This is a genomic window from Sphingobacterium lactis, from assembly GCF_011046555.1.
Taxonomy (GTDB): domain Bacteria; phylum Bacteroidota; class Bacteroidia; order Sphingobacteriales; family Sphingobacteriaceae; genus Sphingobacterium; species Sphingobacterium lactis.
Genome location: NZ_CP049246.1, coordinates 600,598 through 618,685, shown reverse-complemented (window position 1 = coordinate 618,685; position 18,088 = coordinate 600,598). Strand labels below are relative to the sequence as shown.

General features: G+C 47.6%; 14 protein-coding genes. 9 read left to right on the top strand and 5 right to left on the bottom strand.

What is annotated here, in order from left to right; genetic code table 11:
- The first annotated feature begins 79 nt into the window (after positions 1–79).
- The 9 genes from xseA to G6N79_RS02710 all read left to right on the top strand — a co-directional run bounded on the left by xseA (position 80) and on the right by G6N79_RS02710 (position 13,413).
- On the top strand, positions 80–1,351 hold the full coding sequence (xseA, locus tag G6N79_RS02750; RefSeq protein WP_103906465.1) for an exodeoxyribonuclease VII large subunit: 1,272 nt from the start codon (positions 80–82) through the stop codon (positions 1,349–1,351).
- Positions 1,341–1,574 (top strand): exodeoxyribonuclease VII small subunit, encoded by a 234-nt coding sequence (xseB, locus tag G6N79_RS02745; RefSeq protein WP_103906464.1) that lies wholly within the window; start codon positions 1,341–1,343, stop codon positions 1,572–1,574. Before xseA ends, xseB begins: the two co-directional genes overlap by 11 nt.
- 264 nt (positions 1,575–1,838) lie before the next feature.
- On the top strand, positions 1,839–4,523 hold the full coding sequence (locus G6N79_RS02740; protein WP_164527200.1) for a TonB-dependent receptor: 2,685 nt from the start codon (positions 1,839–1,841) through the stop codon (positions 4,521–4,523).
- Positions 4,524–4,534: 11 nt separating this feature from the next.
- Complete coding sequence (locus tag G6N79_RS02735) at positions 4,535–5,737, top strand: DUF4876 domain-containing protein (protein ID WP_103906462.1); 1,203 nt, start codon at positions 4,535–4,537, stop codon at positions 5,735–5,737.
- Between the two features lie 3 nt (positions 5,738–5,740).
- On the top strand, positions 5,741–7,246 hold the full coding sequence (locus G6N79_RS02730) for a DUF6850 family outer membrane beta-barrel protein (RefSeq protein ID WP_103906461.1): 1,506 nt from the start codon (positions 5,741–5,743) through the stop codon (positions 7,244–7,246).
- A 9-nt stretch (positions 7,247–7,255) separates the two neighbouring features.
- Positions 7,256–8,380 (top strand): cytochrome-c peroxidase, encoded by a 1,125-nt coding sequence (locus tag G6N79_RS02725; RefSeq protein ID WP_103906460.1) that lies wholly within the window; start codon positions 7,256–7,258, stop codon positions 8,378–8,380.
- An 82-nt stretch (positions 8,381–8,462) separates the two neighbouring features.
- On the top strand, positions 8,463–11,264 hold the full coding sequence (uvrA, locus tag G6N79_RS02720; RefSeq protein WP_103906459.1) for an excinuclease ABC subunit UvrA: 2,802 nt from the start codon (positions 8,463–8,465) through the stop codon (positions 11,262–11,264).
- 15 nt (positions 11,265–11,279) lie between these two features.
- Positions 11,280–12,920 carry an alkaline phosphatase PafA gene (gene pafA / locus G6N79_RS02715; RefSeq protein WP_103906458.1) on the top strand — a complete coding sequence of 547 codons (1,641 nt, stop codon included), beginning with the start codon at positions 11,280–11,282 and terminating at the stop codon, positions 12,918–12,920.
- Positions 12,921–12,966: 46 nt separating this feature from the next.
- Complete coding sequence (locus G6N79_RS02710; protein ID WP_103906457.1) at positions 12,967–13,413, top strand: RrF2 family transcriptional regulator; 447 nt, start codon at positions 12,967–12,969, stop codon at positions 13,411–13,413.
- Here G6N79_RS02710 and gloA2 read toward each other — a convergent pair.
- The 5 genes from gloA2 to pfkA form a co-directional block, all read right to left on the bottom strand.
- Positions 13,410–13,799 carry an SMU1112c/YaeR family gloxylase I-like metalloprotein gene (gloA2, locus tag G6N79_RS02705; RefSeq protein WP_200818796.1) on the bottom strand — a complete coding sequence of 130 codons (390 nt, stop codon included), beginning with the start codon at positions 13,797–13,799 and terminating at the stop codon, positions 13,410–13,412. The genes G6N79_RS02710 and gloA2 overlap by 4 nt on opposite strands.
- The gene (locus tag G6N79_RS02700; protein WP_103906455.1) at positions 13,799–15,103 is read right to left on the bottom strand and encodes a UDP-N-acetylmuramoyl-tripeptide--D-alanyl-D-alanine ligase; all 1,305 of its coding nucleotides are present in this window, start codon (positions 15,101–15,103) and stop codon (positions 13,799–13,801) included. The genes gloA2 and G6N79_RS02700 overlap by 1 nt, the downstream gene beginning before the upstream one ends.
- Before the next feature lie 322 nt (positions 15,104–15,425).
- On the bottom strand, positions 15,426–16,307 hold the full coding sequence (locus G6N79_RS02695) for an IS3 family transposase (protein ID WP_103908025.1): 882 nt from the start codon (positions 16,305–16,307) through the stop codon (positions 15,426–15,428).
- Positions 16,308–16,330: 23 nt separating this feature from the next.
- A complete protein-coding gene (locus G6N79_RS17510) occupies positions 16,331–16,864 on the bottom strand; it encodes a transposase (RefSeq protein ID WP_146060690.1) in 534 nt (177 codons plus the stop codon).
- Between the two features lie 231 nt (positions 16,865–17,095).
- Positions 17,096–18,070, bottom strand: coding sequence for a 6-phosphofructokinase (pfkA, locus tag G6N79_RS02685; protein ID WP_103905057.1), 975 nt, complete (start codon positions 18,068–18,070; stop codon positions 17,096–17,098).
- Positions 18,071–18,088: the final 18 nt, after the last annotated feature.

Below are 18,088 nucleotides of genomic sequence, written 5' to 3'. Positions count from 1 at the left end.
TAGGGTTTCTTTGTGTAAATGTACTAATAAAACGCACAAACACGCATGATGAACGTGTAATAATTCTGTATATTTGGCTATGCCCGAGCAGGTACAGGACAAGACCGTATTCACTCTTTTAGAGGTTTCCCGTAGCATTCAGAAAACAATTGCTGAGCGCTATAAGCGCCTGTATTGGATTAAGGCCGAGATGAATAAATTGAACCACTATACGCATTCCGGGCATTGCTATCCCGAGTTGGTGGAGAAAACCGAAGGGAAGATTGTTGCCGAAATGCGGTCTATTCTGTGGAAGATGGATTATCAGCGCATAAACAAGCAGTTTCTGGAAGTCCTGGGTGAACCCCTGCGGGAAGGCATCACCATCCTCTTCCAGGCAGGTATATCCTATGATCCCCTGTACGGTTTCAGTTTAAAGATTGTAGATATCGATCCGACGTTTGTGCTCGGAGAACTGGAAAAGGAAAAGCGAGAGAGCATCCTGAAATTGCAACGTGAGGGTCTCTTTGATGCGAATAAGCGACTTCCATTTCCCACGGTACCCAAACGGCTGGCCATTATTTCCGTCGAAACGAGTAAAGGCCTCTCTGATTTCTACAAGATTATCCATGGCAACCCCTGGGGCTATACATTGGAGACCACGCTGTTCCCCGCACTTCTGCAGGGTGATAAATCGGTGTTATCCATCATCAAGCAGCTTGAAGCAATTGCGGAGAAAATGGAAGATTATGATGCTGTGGCCATTATTCGTGGTGGAGGTGGAGAAGTCGGTTTGACCTCCTACAACAACTATCTATTGGCGAAGGCGATTGCCATTTTCCCAATTCCCGTATTGACGGGGATTGGGCATTCCACCAATGAAACCGTCAGTGAGATGGTGGCCTATAAGAATGCAATAACGCCAAGTGAACTGGCCGATTTCTTACTGCAGAAATTTCATAATTTTGCCATCCCCCTGGATCAGGCACAAGATCGTATCGTCCGTTCCGTACGTCGAACATTCGATGAAGAACACATGAAGCTGCAGCACAGCGTTTCTGCCATTTCCTGGAATAGCAAAACAGTGCTGATGAAAGAGAAATCCCGACTTGCCGCTGAAGAATATCAGCTGATCCGCCATAGCCGACAGCAATTTCGTGAAACAAAGTTCCAACTGCAACATCTGGAGCGCATGCTCGGCATCGTGAACCCCATTCACCTCCTGAAAAGAGGATTCAGTATCGTCCGGCATGATGGCGTATCAGTACGGCAGATCAGTCAGGTCAATCTCGGCGACACCTTGGACATTCAAGTGGAGGATGGACATATAAAAACACAGGTCATTGCTAAAGAATCAAATCATGGAAAATAAATACACCTATAAAGATGCTTTTGAAGAACTTCAGGAGATCGTGTCCGCTATTGAAACCGGTGATATTCCGGTTGATGAATTGACGGTGAAAATTACGCGGGCGTCTTCCCTTCTTGAAATCTGTAAAGCTAAGTTGACGGATTCTGAGGCAGAAGTGGAAAAACTCCTGCAGAAACTGGAAAAGGAAAATCCGAGCGACCCAGCTGCGGATACCGAAGCGTAATGCGTTCGGATTTTCGTAAGCGCAAGGAAATGTGGTCGATGAAAGGCAACCCAGAATCCCGCTCAAAACCTTTTCGTGTACGGAAGTAAACGATAAATATTAACAATAAGCTAAAGATTAATTCTATTCTTGAATAATTTTGCGTTATTTTGCGTTGTTTGGAATTAGTCTTAATTGCCATTGTTAAGGAACATCTACATAGTATTCGTCTTTTTCTTTATTCCATACTTCGCCCTCGCCCAACAATTTGACATTCGCGGGACCGTGAAGGATAGTAAGGGAGTGGGGTTGTCCAATGTGAACATTGATATCCTCGGAAATGCTAGTGTACATGTCTTAACAGATGAACAGGGGCAGTTTTCCATCAATGACCTTCAAGCTGGGGTCTACCAATTGCGGTTCTCGCATGTCGGTTTCAAATCCATTATTCGTAAAGTTTCCCTGGATCAGGATCAAGAGATCCAGGTTATATTTTCGCAGCAGGGAATCAATATTGATGAAGTGTATGTGACTGGTCGGGAGTCCCGGAATATCAGCACCAGTACCATCATCACCAAGGATGCCATGCAGCACCTGCAGCCATCGAGTTTTACCGATATCTTGGAGCTACTGCCGGGAGGTCGCTCGATCGATCCACAATTGTCCACCGTCAATGGCATTAACCTGCGGACGCCGCAAGGCCATGCTTCCAGTTATACGACAGGGTCGCTGGGCACGCAATTTTCCATCGATGGCATGCTGTTGAATTCGCAATCCATGATTGACCCTACAGCAGGGTTGGGCTTGGGCGCGGGGACAGAAAACAGTGGCCGTATCCCATCCGCCATTGGTGTGGATATGCGCACCATCAACACCGATAATATTTCTTCCGTCGAGATTATCCGTGGTATTCCTTCCGTGGAATACGGAAATCTCACCAGTGGTGTTGTGCTTGTCGAACGTACAAAAGGGTATGAACCTTGGTCGCTGCGCATAAAAGCCGATGGGTTCTCAAAAATCGTCAGTTTGGGAAAGGGTATAGATCTACGTGGCTACAAGGTAAACTTTGATGCGGACTATTTGGATTCGAAAGCCGATGTAACCAATATCTATAATTCGTTTAGACGCTTGAACGGCTCCTTCCGCGGGGAGAAGGTTTGGGATCTTGCCCCATACCGATTGACGTGGGGCCACCAACTGAATGTACGCTCTACCATTGATAACGAACGTTTTGATCCTGATAATGATCTCTCCAAAACAGATCGCTATAAGAATGCTGTCCGAAATATCAGTTTCGGTAATACGTTGAAGATCCATGCCAAAAAGCCACAGGCGATCTTTCGGAGTGCCTCGCTAGCCATTAACCTGAATGCAGGATCCAATCAGATCAACATGGACCGCTTTGTGAGTTACGGAACTGGGTCAGTAGAACAGAATTCCATGGTAGCAGGTAGCCATGAAGTTGCGTTTATCCAGAACAATTATGTCGGCAATCTCCAAGTGGATAGCCGCCCGATTGACTTTAATGTAAAAGTAATGGGAAATTGGCTGTTGGATTTTCTGGTAAAGCATCAGGTGAAATCAGGAATTGATTACCTATACACCAAGAATATTGGCGACGGACAGCGTTATGATCCCAAATATCCGATCAGCAGTATTGTCTCAACACGTCCACGTGCATTCCATACGATACCAGCCATGAGCAACCTGTCGGCATTTTTGGAAGATCGTTTCTTTATTCCCATGAACAATTTCAGGTTCGAGAATAGCGTCGGACTGCGTGCCTTCACCTTGACGAACCTGGATCCGAAATACGCAATAGCAGGAAAGATTTATGTTGAGCCAAGATACAATGGCCGCTTGCATTTGCCGCAGATGAACGTATTCGGGAAGAAATTGAAATCCAACGTGTTCGGGGGTTATGGTGTGCAGACGCTCGCTCCGACACAAAACTACCTGTACCCCAACCTCAACTACAGGGATATTTCCGAATTGATCTATTTCCACAACAATCCGGATTATCGTTTGGCCTGGGCCAACACGGTTATTACGGATCCAACGAACTTTAACCTCAATCCTGCACGGAACAGGAAATGGGAGTTGGGCGCCCAATTGGATCTGGAAGGAAATTTTCTTTCCATCAATTATTTCAACGAATTCATGAATTCCGGTTTCCGGAGTGAGAATATGCCAAATGCGGAAAGCTACCGGAAGTATATTGTGGAATCCGTGGATCCCGCAACCCTAACCGCAAAGCCAAGTATTACGGACTTTGCGTATCGGGATCAAGCGGAGTACTTAACCACGACCCGCATGACCAATGGCAGCCGTACCGAAAAACAAGGGATAGAATACCAGTTTTCATCCAAGCGTATCTCGGGCATCAACACCAGGTTTACCGTGAATGGCGCTTGGTTTCTGACCAAACATAGGAATGAGATGCCTGTGGCTGAAGTGATGAGCGCAAATGTCATAACAGAGGATAATAAGGTAAGGCAATATTATGCGCTGTATGCCAACGGCAATACAGGAGGACGTTACGAAAGCTTCAATACCAATCTGACAGCGGATTCCTTTCTGCCAAAATTGGGGCTGAACCTTTCCCTAACCCTCCAGAGCATGTGGTTTGACGCCGATAAGACCCTCTATCGGGATAATCTTCCTATCGGGTATTACGATATTGAAGGGATATACCATGTCTATACGGCAGCGGACCAGCAAGATCCAATCCTGCGAAACTTCGACCGCAAGATTGACCCATATATCTATAACAATTTCCGCGAACCCATTGACCTACGCGTAAATCTGAAGGCCACAAAGGTCATCAAAGAGCGCATTCGCGTGTCCATGTTCGTCAATAAACTATTCGTGTATGCACCGAACTACTATCAATACGGGAATTTGTTCCTACGTGAAAACAGCGCACAGCATACCCCTTATTTTGGAATGGAAGTTAATATCAAAATTTAAAACAACATAACATGAAAAATATAGCAATGATGAAATGGCTGTTCGTCGGCCTACTGTTTATTTCCCTGACTTCCTGTATGAAGGATGAATTCTTGGAATCCCGTTCGGATATGTACATGGTAATCGATCATTCCAAGATCCAAGGTGAATTTAGTTTGAGCAATGTGAATATCCAGCTTCAAGAGGTCAATACGCAGGTAACCACTGCGGCGACTTTGGTGACCGGGGCCGATACGGCAAAGGCTAATGTGACCTACGGAACGTATACAGCGACTTTAGAGGGCGATATTAAATTGACCATAGATGGTGAGGAAAAAAACATGAAGGTAAAGGCACGCCAGTCGAACATCGTCGTGAATTCCGAAAGTACGACAATCACATTGGAGATGTTCCTGTCGGATCCTGCCGCAAATTTCGTGATCAAGGAACTGTTCTTCACAGGAACCGTCAATGGTACTACCCAAAACAATGGCGATAAATACATATTGCTGTATAATAATTCCAATGACACGCTGTATGCAGATGGTCTATTTGTTGCCCAGTCCACTTTCTTAACCATTACCAAACGCGCCTATACGCCCGATGTGATGAACGAAGCTTTTACGACAGACCAGATTTTAATGGTTCCTGGTACGGGCAAACAACATCCGGTAGCTCCAGGTGGGAATTATGTCATTGCCACTAATGCGATTGACCATACCAAAGATTGGCCGAATTCCTTAGACCTCAGTACGGCAGATTTGGAAATTGAAATGTCCAACACAGCGAATATCGATAATCCGGCAGTACCCAATGCCATCAATATTGCGGGCTCACTCTTCATGCATAACCAAGGGTACACTTCGTATGTGATGGGAAGATTCCCTGAGGGCATGACCACGGAAAAGTATCTGGAGGAAAACAAATATTCCTATACCTATATCGCTGCAAATGGAGCAGTGATGACACAACATAAATTCAAGATTCCGAACAACTACGTTATTGATGCGGTGAATTTATCCGTAAAAACGGGTTTTGAATGGATCGTGACAGCTCCTGAATTGGATATGGGCTGGACCTATGCGGGTTTGATGAAAGTCGATAAGGACCGTTATGGCAAAGCTGTCAGACGTAAGGAATTCGGTAGTCTGGAGAACGGGAAACCTTTGCTGAAGGACACGAACAACTCGACGGTTGATTTCGACCCTGCCGTGAAACCTTCTTTGATGAAGTAATATATGCGTAGCCTTCTGACCATAGCGGTATTTGGCTGCTTGACCCTTCAGGTGCAGGCACAAGATTCCCTTGCTGTTTATCAGCAGGGGATTGTGGAGCGTATTGATCAAACACAGCAAATCCGCCGGGGGCTGTATCAGTTGCCTGCGTTGCGACCGTATCAGTTCAAGCATTCCCAAACCGCCGTGGATCTTTCTTATGACTATGGGGATCAGGAACTGTACCCCCTACAGGAAGGTGCCGGGAAGCAGGGCGTTCGTTTTTTTACGGATTCTTATCAAAAGCAAACCTTTCCGGGCTATACCCTTTGGGGAAAAGCCCGTTATACAAACCAAAAGGATCGTCAGGTCGTCTTTAATGAAACATCGGATTTCGATCTGGTATTCCCTTATGTGACCGCGGATTCCGTAGGAGGTGATCTTCAAGTGGAAGAGTACCAATTTGCAGGAGGTTTCGCCAAACAGTCCGCCAAATGGACGTGGGCAGCGGAGTTGGGCTTTCAGGCCAACCTTTCCCATCGCAAAGTCGATCCCCGGCCAAAGAACAATTCCACCGCAATACACGTAGGCCTCGGTTCGTCCTATGCCATCTCCAGCAAGTACCTGCTGGGGGCACATGTTGATCTGCAATCGTACAGGCAACGGAATGAGTTGAATTTTGTGGCTTCCTTGGGACGGCCCAATATCTACTATTTCAATGGGTTAGGCGCCTATAATTCGCTATTGTCCGGTATCTCGGAAGTGCAGGGGGATATGTTATATGCATTGCAGGGCATTGGTGGTCGATTGACCCTGGCGCCAAAGGATGAGCAGGGGCTTTTCCTGGAAGCGGGCATAACGCAGCGTGCCGGCAAGCGTACATTGCCCTTATCTACGGCCGAAGCGAATACCTGGGATGATCAGGTGCTCAACGGAAAAATAGGCTATTTTGGCGAATCTTCCGGATGGCGCTTTGGCGGTCTTGGTCAGCTTGCCCTGCAGACCAGAAAGGGGGTGGAATCACTCTTTAACAACAATGGCGGAAATTTAGGCTATGTAAAGATTGCAGAAATATCTTCCTATCGCTATTATAATTTCGATTACACCTTATCGGCATATATTGGACAGAAGCAATGGAGTATAAAGCCTTATGCTGGGTTCCAGCAGATCAAGGAACAATACATCAGCCCCTTTCGGGAGCAAGCGGTAGATTACCTTCGTATAGGTGCTCAGGGGCAATATGTTAAACCCTTACCGCAAGGTGTATTGGAATTAAGTTTAAATTTGCAAAAGCAACAGGTGCTTCAAAGCGGTGCCGTATTTAATGGGGTGCCAGTAGGATCAGGGATTGAAGATTTCCTGCAGCGCAATTATACCTTCCTGACGGCCGAACCGTTTACTGTTTCAGGACAGGTGAGGTATGATTTTAGGGCGTCCAATCTTTGGAAACCCTACATTTTAGCCCATGCACAATCAGCGACAGCTATAAAACAGCATAATTTTTCGGTAACCCTTGGGTTATTGTTTTAAGAAGTGAACATGAAGAGAATATTGGTTATTGGCTTGGTATTGGGGCTTGCTGTTATCAGCACGGCCTTTTTGGGAGAGAAAGAAATTCAGGATCTACGAGCGATGTACAGTCGGCCAGTTTCGGAATGGCCCAAGCCGACCATTGACTCCGGTGTGCAATGGGAGGAATTCAAATCATTGCCCAAACTGGATACCAGTTACTTTTCGCTCATGGAACAACCTAAAGTTAGGTTAGGGAAATTATTGTTCTTTGACCCCATTCTCTCGGGTTCAAACCAGATTTCCTGTAGTTCTTGCCACAATCCCCAGACTGCCTGGGGCGATCATTCCACTGTTCCCGTGGGGCATGACCACCTTGTGGGTAACCGAAACACCATTTCTTTGCTGAATGTCCATGCCCGCAAGACGATGTTCTGGGATGGACGTGCGCATTCCTTGGAGGAACAGGCATTGAGCCCGATCGAAGCGCATAATGAGATGGCGATGGACCTGACCAAATTGGTGCCGAAATTAAAAGCAATAGAGGGCTACCGTACCCTTTTCAAGGAGGCCTTTGGCGACGATGAGTTTTCCATGCCGGAAATTATGAGTGCCCTAGCCACCTTCCAACGAACCCTGACCAGTAAAAGAAGCCGCTTTGATGAGTTCTTGGATGGGAAATATACAGCCCTCAATGATGAAGAGATCAAAGGGTTGCACCTTTTCCGGACCAAAGCCCGCTGCATGAATTGCCACAATGGCCAATATTTCACGGATGAGGAGTTCCATAACATCGGATTGACCTACTATAAACGGAAATATGAAGATCTTGGTCGCTATATCGTCACCAAAAACCCACAGGATGTCGGCAAATTCCGAACTCCGTCCCTTCGGGATGTCATGAATACCAACCCTTGGATGCACAATGGCCTCTTCGATAACATGACCGGCGTAATCAATATGTACAATTCGGGGATGACCATGAACAACCCACGGAATGCGGAACAGGAGGCCGACCCAATGTTCCCACGTACGGATCCCTTACTGAAAAAGCTGGATCTGACCCGTGAGGAAATCCAACAGGTCAAAGCGTTTATGGAAGCCATTACAGCAACCAAGTACCGCATGCCACGGCCAGAAAAACTGCCCCGGTAAATTGTAACTATGTTGTAATCTCTTTATTTTTCTTTTCGCTTCGCGAACGGGTTATCGGTACTTTTGCCTAACTTTGATGGTTATGCAAAAAAGTGCAAATCATTCGCCTAAAACTCACATCCAAATCAAGGGTGCCCGAGTAAACAACCTGAAAAACATTGATGTCGATATTCCTAAGAATCAGTTGGTTGTCATTACTGGGATGTCCGGATCCGGAAAGTCATCGCTGGCATTCGATACCCTGTATGCAGAGGGCCAACGCCGTTACGTAGAAAGCCTTTCTTCCTATGCCCGTCAATTTATGGGGCGGATGAATAAACCCGATGTGGATTACATCAAAGGCATTGCACCGGCTATTGCAATTGAGCAGAAAGTCATCTCCAGCAACCCCAGGTCTACCGTAGGTACTTCAACGGAAATTTATGATTACCTGAAGCTCTTATTTGCTCGGATCGGACGCACCATATCGCCGGTATCGGGAAAAGAAGTGCACAAGGACAGTGTAAGCTCCATCGTGGATCGCATTTTGTCCTATCCGGATGATACAACGGTTACCATCTATAGCCCCTTAATCCCTACGAACAATAGAAAACTCAAGGAAGAACTTTCCTTGTTGCTGCAAAAGGGATTCGTACGGATCAAGCATCAGGATACCATTAAGAAAATCGAAACCATCATCGACGATAAAGCTATTGCGAATACCGCCTTTAAGGAAGGTGAGCTATTTATCGTTATTGACCGCGTTGTGCTGGATCATACGGATGATACCATCAACCGCCTGGCCGATTCGGTGCAGACGGCCTACTATGAGGGCAAGGGAAATTGTGTGGTTGAAATTGGGGAGGACTCCTTTTCCTTTTCGGACAAGTTTGAATTGGATGGGATAATCTTCGAAGAACCAACCCCAAACTTTTTCAGTTTCAACAACCCGTATGGCGCCTGTAAGCGTTGTGAGGGGTACGGTAAAATTATCGGTATCGATCCGGATCTGGTGGTGCCTGATAAGAGCCGATCAGTATTTGATGGGGCGATTGCACCTTGGCGTGGTGAAAAGATGGGAGCGTGGCTCGATAAATTGGTCCGCTCAGCGATCAAGTTTGATTTTCCGATCCATCGCGCCTATAATGAATTAACAAAAGCACAACAGGAACTCCTGTGGAACGGAAACAAATACTTCCGCGGGCTCAATGATTTCTTCGCGGAACTGGAAGAACAAACCTATAAGATCCAGTACCGCGTCATGTTATCCCGATATCGTGGGAAAACGGACTGTCCGGAATGTAAGGGTACGCGCTTACGGAATGATGCAACCTACGTCAAGATCAATGGCCACTCCATTACAGACGTCGTGTTATTGCCTTTGGATAAAGCTTTGGCCCTTTTCCAAAACCTGGACCTTACCGAGAATGAAGCAGTCATCGCCAAGCGGCTGTTAGCAGAGATTACCAACAGGTTGCAATTCCTGAGCGATGTAGGTCTGAGCTACCTGACGCTGAACCGCCTGAGCAACAGTCTTTCAGGTGGAGAATCGCAGCGTATCAACCTGGCAACATCCCTGGGAAGTTCGCTGGTTGGATCGATCTATGTATTGGACGAGCCGAGTATCGGTCTGCACCCTCGCGATACCCAGCGCCTGATCGGTGTGCTGAAATCCCTGCGTGATGCGGGGAATACCGTGATTGTGGTGGAACATGAGCAGGAGATGATGGAAGCGGCAGATTACCTAATCGATATCGGCCCGGAAGCGGGCATCCATGGCGGTGAGCTGGTTTTTGCCGGCACCTATAAAGAGATTTTAAAAGATAAAAAAAGCCTTACAGGGCAATATTTGGGGGAAGACCGATCCATTGAAGTCCCAGCAAAACGACGGAAATGGAATGAAAGTATCCGCATCAACGGGGCTCGGGAGAATAACCTCCAGAACATCACCGTAGATTTTCCACTCAATGTATTTACGGTCGTATCGGGTGTTTCTGGTTCGGGAAAGACATCCTTGGTGAAACGCATCCTCTACCCGGCATTACAGAAGTCGATAGGTTCCTATTCGGGTGAACAGACCGGGCTTTTCGACGGTATCGAAGGCGCGCTGGACCAAGTGGAACAGGTGGAGATGGTGGACCAGAACCCTATCGGGCGATCCACGCGTTCCAATCCGGTAACCTATGTTAAAGCCTGGGACGAAATCCGTGCGCTGTATGCTTCCCTGCCTTCGGCAAAAGCCAATGGCCTGAAACCGTCGGCATTCTCTTTCAATGTGGATGGAGGGCGCTGTGAGGTCTGCCAAGGGGAAGGTGTGGTTAAGATTGAGATGCAATTTATGGCGGATATTATCCTGCCTTGTGAAGCCTGTGATGGAAAGCGTTTCAAGCAGCATGTCCTGGACGTGCAATACAAGGAAAAATCGGTTTCGGATATCCTGGACCTGAGTGTGGATGAAGCGATCGAATTCTTTGCTGATCAACCAAAGATATTGGCGAAACTGTCGCCGCTGCAGGAAGTGGGGCTAGGCTATGTGAAGTTGGGTCAGTCTTCCAGCACGCTGTCAGGGGGAGAAGCCCAACGGATTAAATTGGCATCTTTCCTAATCAAAGGAAATAACCAGAAAAAAACGCTCTTTATCTTCGACGAACCTACAACGGGTTTACATTTCCACGATATAAGCAAGCTCCTGAAGGCCTTCAACGCACTGATTGCCCTCGGTAATTCCGTCTTGGTAATCGAGCATAACCTCGACATGATCAAGTCTGCAGATTGGGTGATCGATATCGGTCCCGAAGGTGGTGAAAAAGGCGGTAAATTGGTGTTTGCTGGCACACCTGAAGACTTGGTGAAAAACAAAGATTCGTATACTGGGGATTATCTGAAAAGACACCTGAATCCTTAACAATATGCATAAGTGATGATTAAAAAGTTGAATATATCGTTATTGTTCCTGCTGTTCTGCACCATGTTGTCGGCACAGGTGGAACGTCCAAAGTTAGTGGTTGGCCTCATGGTCGATCAGATGCGCTGGGATTACCTGTACCGTTTTGCCGATCGTTACGGCAATGATGGCTTTAAGCGCTTGTTGCGCGAAGGGTTCTCTTGCGAGAATACCATGATCAGTTATGTGCCAACCTTTACGGCCATCGGTCATAGCTCCGTGTATACGGGGTCTGTTCCTTCCATCCACGGCATTGCCGGGAACGATTGGATCGAGCAACAGACCGGCGAGTCCATGTACTGTACGCAAGACGATGCGGTAGCAGGCGTGGGCACCACCGAAAAGGAAGGAAAGCAGTCGCCAAGGAATCTCCTGGCTTCTACCGTTACGGATCAGTTGAAGTTGGGTACGAATTTCCATTCCAAGGTGATCGGAATCGCCATTAAGGACCGGGGCGGTATTCTTCCGGCAGGACACTTTGCCGATGCAGCCTATTGGTTCGAAGCCAAATCCGGAGATTGGATTTCAAGCACCTACTATATGGAAGACCTGCCGCAGTGGGTAAAGAACTTCAATAAACAGAAACTGGCTGATAAATACCTGAAGCAGGATTGGAATACCTTGTATCCAATTGAAACCTATAAAGCCAACAGTATCGATGACGATAACGAGTACGAAGGTAAATGGGCAGGTGAGGAAACGGCAGCATTCCCGCGTAAAACTTCCCTATTGATGAAGGACGCAGGCTATGAATTGATCAAATCCACCCCTTTCGGCAATACCATTACCCTGGATTTGGCGAAAGAAGCCATTAAGAACGAGCAATTGGGGAACAATCCGGAAAAGGCGACCGACTTTCTTTGTGTAAGTCTTTCAGCAACGGATTATGTCGGACACCGCTATTCCCTCTCGTCCGTAGAAATCGAGGATATCTACCTGCGTTTGGATCAGGAATTGGCGGCTTTCTTCACATACTTGGATAAAGCCGTTGGCAAAGGCAATTACACCTTTTTCTTAACGGCTGACCACGCTGCATCCTATAACTCCCGATATTTTATGGATATGCGTGGAAATGGAGGGTATTTTTTCTCCCGTCAGTTGCAACGCACCATGAACGATGAACTAAAAGAGGAATTTGGTACTGAAAACCTGATCATTTCCCTATTGAATTACCAGGTTCACTTGAATTATGCCGCGATTGAGAAGAACAAGTTGGATGAAGAAGCGATCAAGAAATCCATCATCAAGAAGTTGCGCCATGAAGACGGTGTAGCATACGTCGTGGATATGGAAGGTGGGGAGAACATGATGGTCCCGGAGACGATTCGTGAAAAGATCATCAACGGATATAACCGCAAACGTAGTGGCGCGATCCAGATCATCACTGAACCACAGTGGTACGACGGCACGCCGCGTTCCACAGGTACTACGCACGGCACCTGGACACCTTACGATTCCCATATTCCTTTGGTATTCATGGGGTGGGGGATCAAGCACGGCAAAACCAACAAGGTGGTCCATGTCACGGATATTGCACCGACACTGTCCTCGCTGTTGCACGTGATGGAACCAAATGGATCGATCGGTGAGCCGATTGTGGACGTTTTACAGAAATAAGCTTTATTTTTCCTATTTTTGAGGATTAGGACCAGTTAGGTAAGCTATGCTTTCAAAGAAAACAAAATACGCTATTAAAGCCCTTATGGTATTGGGCAGGAATTACGGGAAAGAACCGATGCAGATCGGCAAGATTGCCGAGGAAGAACGGATTCCGAAGAAATTCCTGGAGCAGATATTATTGGAGATGCGCAATGCAGGGATCCTGTATTCCAAAAAGGGCGCAGGAGGCGGCTATAGCTTAAATAAGGCGCCAGAGGACATCTATCTGTCGCAGGTAATGCGTTTGATCGATGGACCCATCGCCCTATTGCCTTGTGTCAGTCTGAATTTCTACCGTTCCTGTGAGGAGTGTGTGGAAGAGCATGCCTGTGGTATCCGCGATACCTTCGTGGAGGTGCGCAACGCCATGTTGCAGATCCTGAACGATACCAGTGTCCTCCATTTGATCAATAAAGAAAAGGAATTGAATCTCGACGTCGAGAAGGATTAATCTTCATAAAGTTCTATAGGGAGCCCATCGGGGTCGGCGAAAAAGGTAAATTGTTTATTGCTGCTTTCGTCCACTCGGATGGGCTCTGTCTTTATCCCGTATTTTTCCAAGTCAAGAATCTGTTCCTGAATATTGTCCACACGGAAGGCCAAGTGGCGCAAACCACAGGCTTCAGGAAAGCTGGGGCGCTGCGGTGGATCAGGAAAAGAAAAGAGTTCAATGGTATAGTCACCCGCCAGGGCCAGGTCCAATTTGTAGGAGTTGCGTTCTTCCCGGAAGACTTCCTGCAGGATCTCCAGACCCAGGATTTCCGTGTAGAAGTGCTTGGACCGTTGGTAATCGCTACAGATAATCGCAATATGGTGGACACCTTTCAGGTTTAACATCACAGCTCCTCCATCAACTTTTCAAACGCCATCCCACGGGATGCCTTCAGTAAGATCATGTAGTCGGTCAATGGTTCGTTTAGCAGTGCTGCTTTAAAGTCTGCTGTGGTTTCATAATAATCCGCTTCTGCATCTTTCAGGGCGTAAAATGCTTTACCCACAAAAACTAATTTATCGATTCCGAGTGCTTTTGCTTGTTCAATTACTTTGCGGTGTTCAGGTTCGCTTTGATCGCCCATTTCGAACATATCGCCGAGGATGGCGGCTTTCTTATCCGCTTGGATGACTTCCAGGTTTCCCAACGCTGCGGCCATGCTACTGGCGTTGGCATTGTAGTAATCCGCGATAATGGTGTTTCTCGCGGTTTTGGTGATTTGCGAACGGTTGTTCTGCGGGATATAGTTTGCCAATCCGGCATTGATCTGTTCTGTACTGAGGGTAAAGGTTTCACCCAGGGCGACTGCAGCGAGCATGTTTTCGATGTTATAGGCTCCGGTCAGGTGGGTTTGGACGTGTTGTTTATCGGAATGGGTGTTGCTGTTCCAGAAAATGGTCAGGTAGGGATCCGCCACGATAAGTCCGCCACGGACATCATTTGCCGGATTGAATCCATAATAGATTACGTCCTCCAATTGCCTTTCCGCCGCCATCTCCATCAGGTGCGTATTGTCTCCCTGTACATAGATCTGTCCTTTGGAATCCTTCAGGAAGTCGTAGAGCTCTCCTTTGGCCTTCATGACGCCCTCAAACGAACCGAATCCTTCCAGATGGGCTTTGCCCACGTTGGTGATAAATCCGTGCGTAGGCTGCGCTATTTCGGCCAGGAAAGCAATCTCCCCAACGTGATTGGCTCCCATTTCGACAATGGCGATATCCAGATCGGATTTTAGCGATAGGATGGTCAATGGAACGCCGATGTGGTTGTTCAGGTTGCCTTTGGTAGCATAGGTGCTGTACTTCTGGGAAAGCACGGCATGGAGCAGTTCCTTGCTGGTGGTTTTGCCGTTGGTTCCCGTGATGCCAATGACCGGCATGGTCAGATGTTTCCTGTGGAACCTCGCCAAATCCTGCAATGCGGTCAGAACATCCTCCACCAAAATATAGGCAGGATCTTCCCGATAAAAGGTGCTGTCGTCGATAATGACATACTTCGCACCAGCCTCCAACGCTTGGTCGGCAAAACTGTTGCCATTGAAATTATCTCCCTTGAGCGCAAAGAAAAGACAGTCCTTGCTGATCTGTCGGGTATCGGTACACACGGTCGGAAATTCTTGGTAGATCTGGTAGAGTTGTGCTGTTTGCATTGCTGTTCTTGTTTAGCACAAATGTAGGGAATAGTCGTGAGTTTTTGCGGATGCCAATTCCGCCATCGCTTGAAAATTCCACATTGCGCTCGTTTTTTGAAAAAATAGGAAAGTGGAGGACCTTGTCTGAGGTGCATGCGAGGTGCGACCGTGGTGTAGCCGTGGTGAATACGTGCCTATAGACACGCTCTCACCACGCTTTGACCACGCTCTCACCACGCTCTCATGTCGGACAAGGTCTGTCTTGTCCTTATATAGCTATACAAATTATTGGATTAATTCTGAATTGATTATACAGGCAAATTTGGTAATACTATATGTACTATACAAACTCTTTCTGCACTATTGGATATTTTTTCGGTCTCCATCTCTTTCTCAGCGCACCTGACCTCATATGTGCCTGTTCAGGTGTGAGGTAATCACAGCTCGCGTGGGGCCTTAGGTTGTTGTATACCCTGATGTTCTCCCTGATCTTTCTTGTGGTCTCCCTCAGGCCACTCTGTGATGCGTAGAGGTCAAACTCCGCCTTCAGTATGCCGTTCACCCGTTCGGCTATCGCATTCTCATAGGGATCCCCGTTCTCGGTCATGCTGACCCCGATCCCGTTGGTGCGTAGGATATCCACATAGCCTTTGCTACAGTACTGCGAACCCCGATCGGAGTGGTGTATGAGTCCCTTTCCCGGATACTGCCTCTGCTGCAGTGCCATCTGCAGGGCATCGATACATCCCTGTGCCGAGAGGTCGCCCCTGAACGCCCAGCCCACTATCTTTCTGGAATAGGCATCGGTGACCAGGCTCAGATATCCCCAGCGCCGGTTGAGCTGTACATAGGTGATGTCGCTTACCCAGACCTGCTCGGGGCGCTCGACCGCAAGTTCCTTTATCAGGTTTCTGTACTTCTTCATCCAGTGCCGCGAATCGGTGGTGACCGCCTTCCTCTTCCTGACCCTGATCTGTAGGGAATGCTCCCTCATCAGGGCGAAGAGATAGTCGCGGCCGATCCTGATCCCATGTTCCTGCAGGGGGCCGGCGAGCATATGGAGCAGCTTCCGGGTACCGATCCTCTTCTGTTCGCTGCGTATCCGCAGCACGTGCTGCAGGATGATCTCGTCCTTCAGTCCGACATCCTGCACCCGCCACTGGCGGTCATAGTACGCATGCCTTGTTTTGCCAAACAGTCCGCAGATCAAACGGATCCCCATTGCTGGGGATTCCTGTTTGATCTTTACGACCGCTTGGCACCAGACTTTTTTCTGATGTCGATCTTGAGCTGTTCCTCGGCAATATCGATCATGGTATCCAATGCCCTGATCTTCAGGTTTGCATATTCCAGGGCCTTCTTCAGGGCCAGGATCTCTGCCTCTTTGGGGTCTACGGGTTTCTTGTTGGCCATATCATCGGGTTCTGGGGAACTAAGTTCGGTATTTTTCCCCTTATATTCCCTGACCCATCTGGAGACCGTACCGCAGGAGATATCAAAGGTGTTCCCCGCCCGGTAGGCGCTCATCCCGTCCTGGACCGCCCTGATCACTGAACGCTTCAGCTCGGTGGTATACCGCTTTGCCCCAATGGGCTGTCGCCCGAACTTCTTCATCCAGCGGATCAGGCTCACTTCGGAGACACCGTACTGTTCCATCAGGTCCCGGCGGGGGACCCCAAGTTCGATCTGATCCAGCATGTGGAGGATCAAACGCTTGTCGAATGGCTGCTTCTTACTGGTCCGCTCAGCGAACTCAAACTCTCTTTCTATTGTTTCCATACACTTTGTTTTTGTGTATAGCTTTTTTAGGATTGGACAGTCCCTAAGTTTTTAGGAAAAAAAACGCCATAAACTACCCATTCCAGGGATTAGGTAACGCTTAAAATGCAAACAGGACGGGAAAATGGATGTGAAAAGAACTTTCGTAAGCTCAATTAAGTCGAATACTCCATAAAAAAAGCCGTTCAAATGAGTATGAACGGCTTTTTCTTGTATTTGTGTACCTTACACTTACAACGAAAGAATTTCGACGATTCGTGTTAGATTTTCATTAATCTTATCAATGTGTTTGATTGCCTTATTGAACGGTGTGAATTGGACATTTCCGCAAATCAGTCCGGCCATTTCACCTTTACGGCCTTCCAACAGTCCTTCAACAGCAGCAACACCCAATCGGCTTGCCAATACACGGTCCATACAGGTTGGCTTTCCTCCGCGCTGGATATGGCCAAGAATGGATAACCGGACATCGTATGCTGGGAAATTCGCTTGGATTTTTTCCGCAACGACCATTCCGCCTTCCTTGTCACCTTCGGCAACAATGATGATACGGGATGATTTGTTCTTTCTGGTTTTATCCAGGCGCTTCATGATGGCGTCATAGTCCACCTCAAGCTCCGGAATCAAAACAGCCTCTGCACCGGTACTGATACCCGAACGTAAGGCAATAAGTCCGGAGTCACGACCCATCACTTCCACAACGAATAGGCGGTCATGGGATTCTGCGGTATCACGGATCTTATCCACGGCATCAACTACGGTGTTGATTGCTGTGTCATAGCCGATGGTAAAATCGGTACCGTTCAGGTCGTTGTCGATCGTGCCTGGAAGACCAATGATCGGCATGTCAAATTCCTCAATGAATTTGGACGCTCCGGTAAAGGTTCCGTCACCACCGATGACAACAAGGGCATCGATATTTAATTTCTTCAGGTTCTCGTAGGCTTTCTGACGGCCTTCAACAGTACGGAATTCATCGCTTCTTGCTGTCTTTAGGATGGTTCCCCCACGCTGGATAATGTTGGCTACGGATTTGGCATCCATTGGGGTGATGTCCCCCTGAACCAATCCGTCATATCCTCTGCGGACACCGAACATGTTTACTCCGTTATAGATTCCAGATCTGACTACGGCACGGATGCCGGCATTCATACCCGGAGAGTCACCTCCTGACGTTAAAACTGCGATATTCTTTATGTTGCTCATGGATCAAATATACCGAAT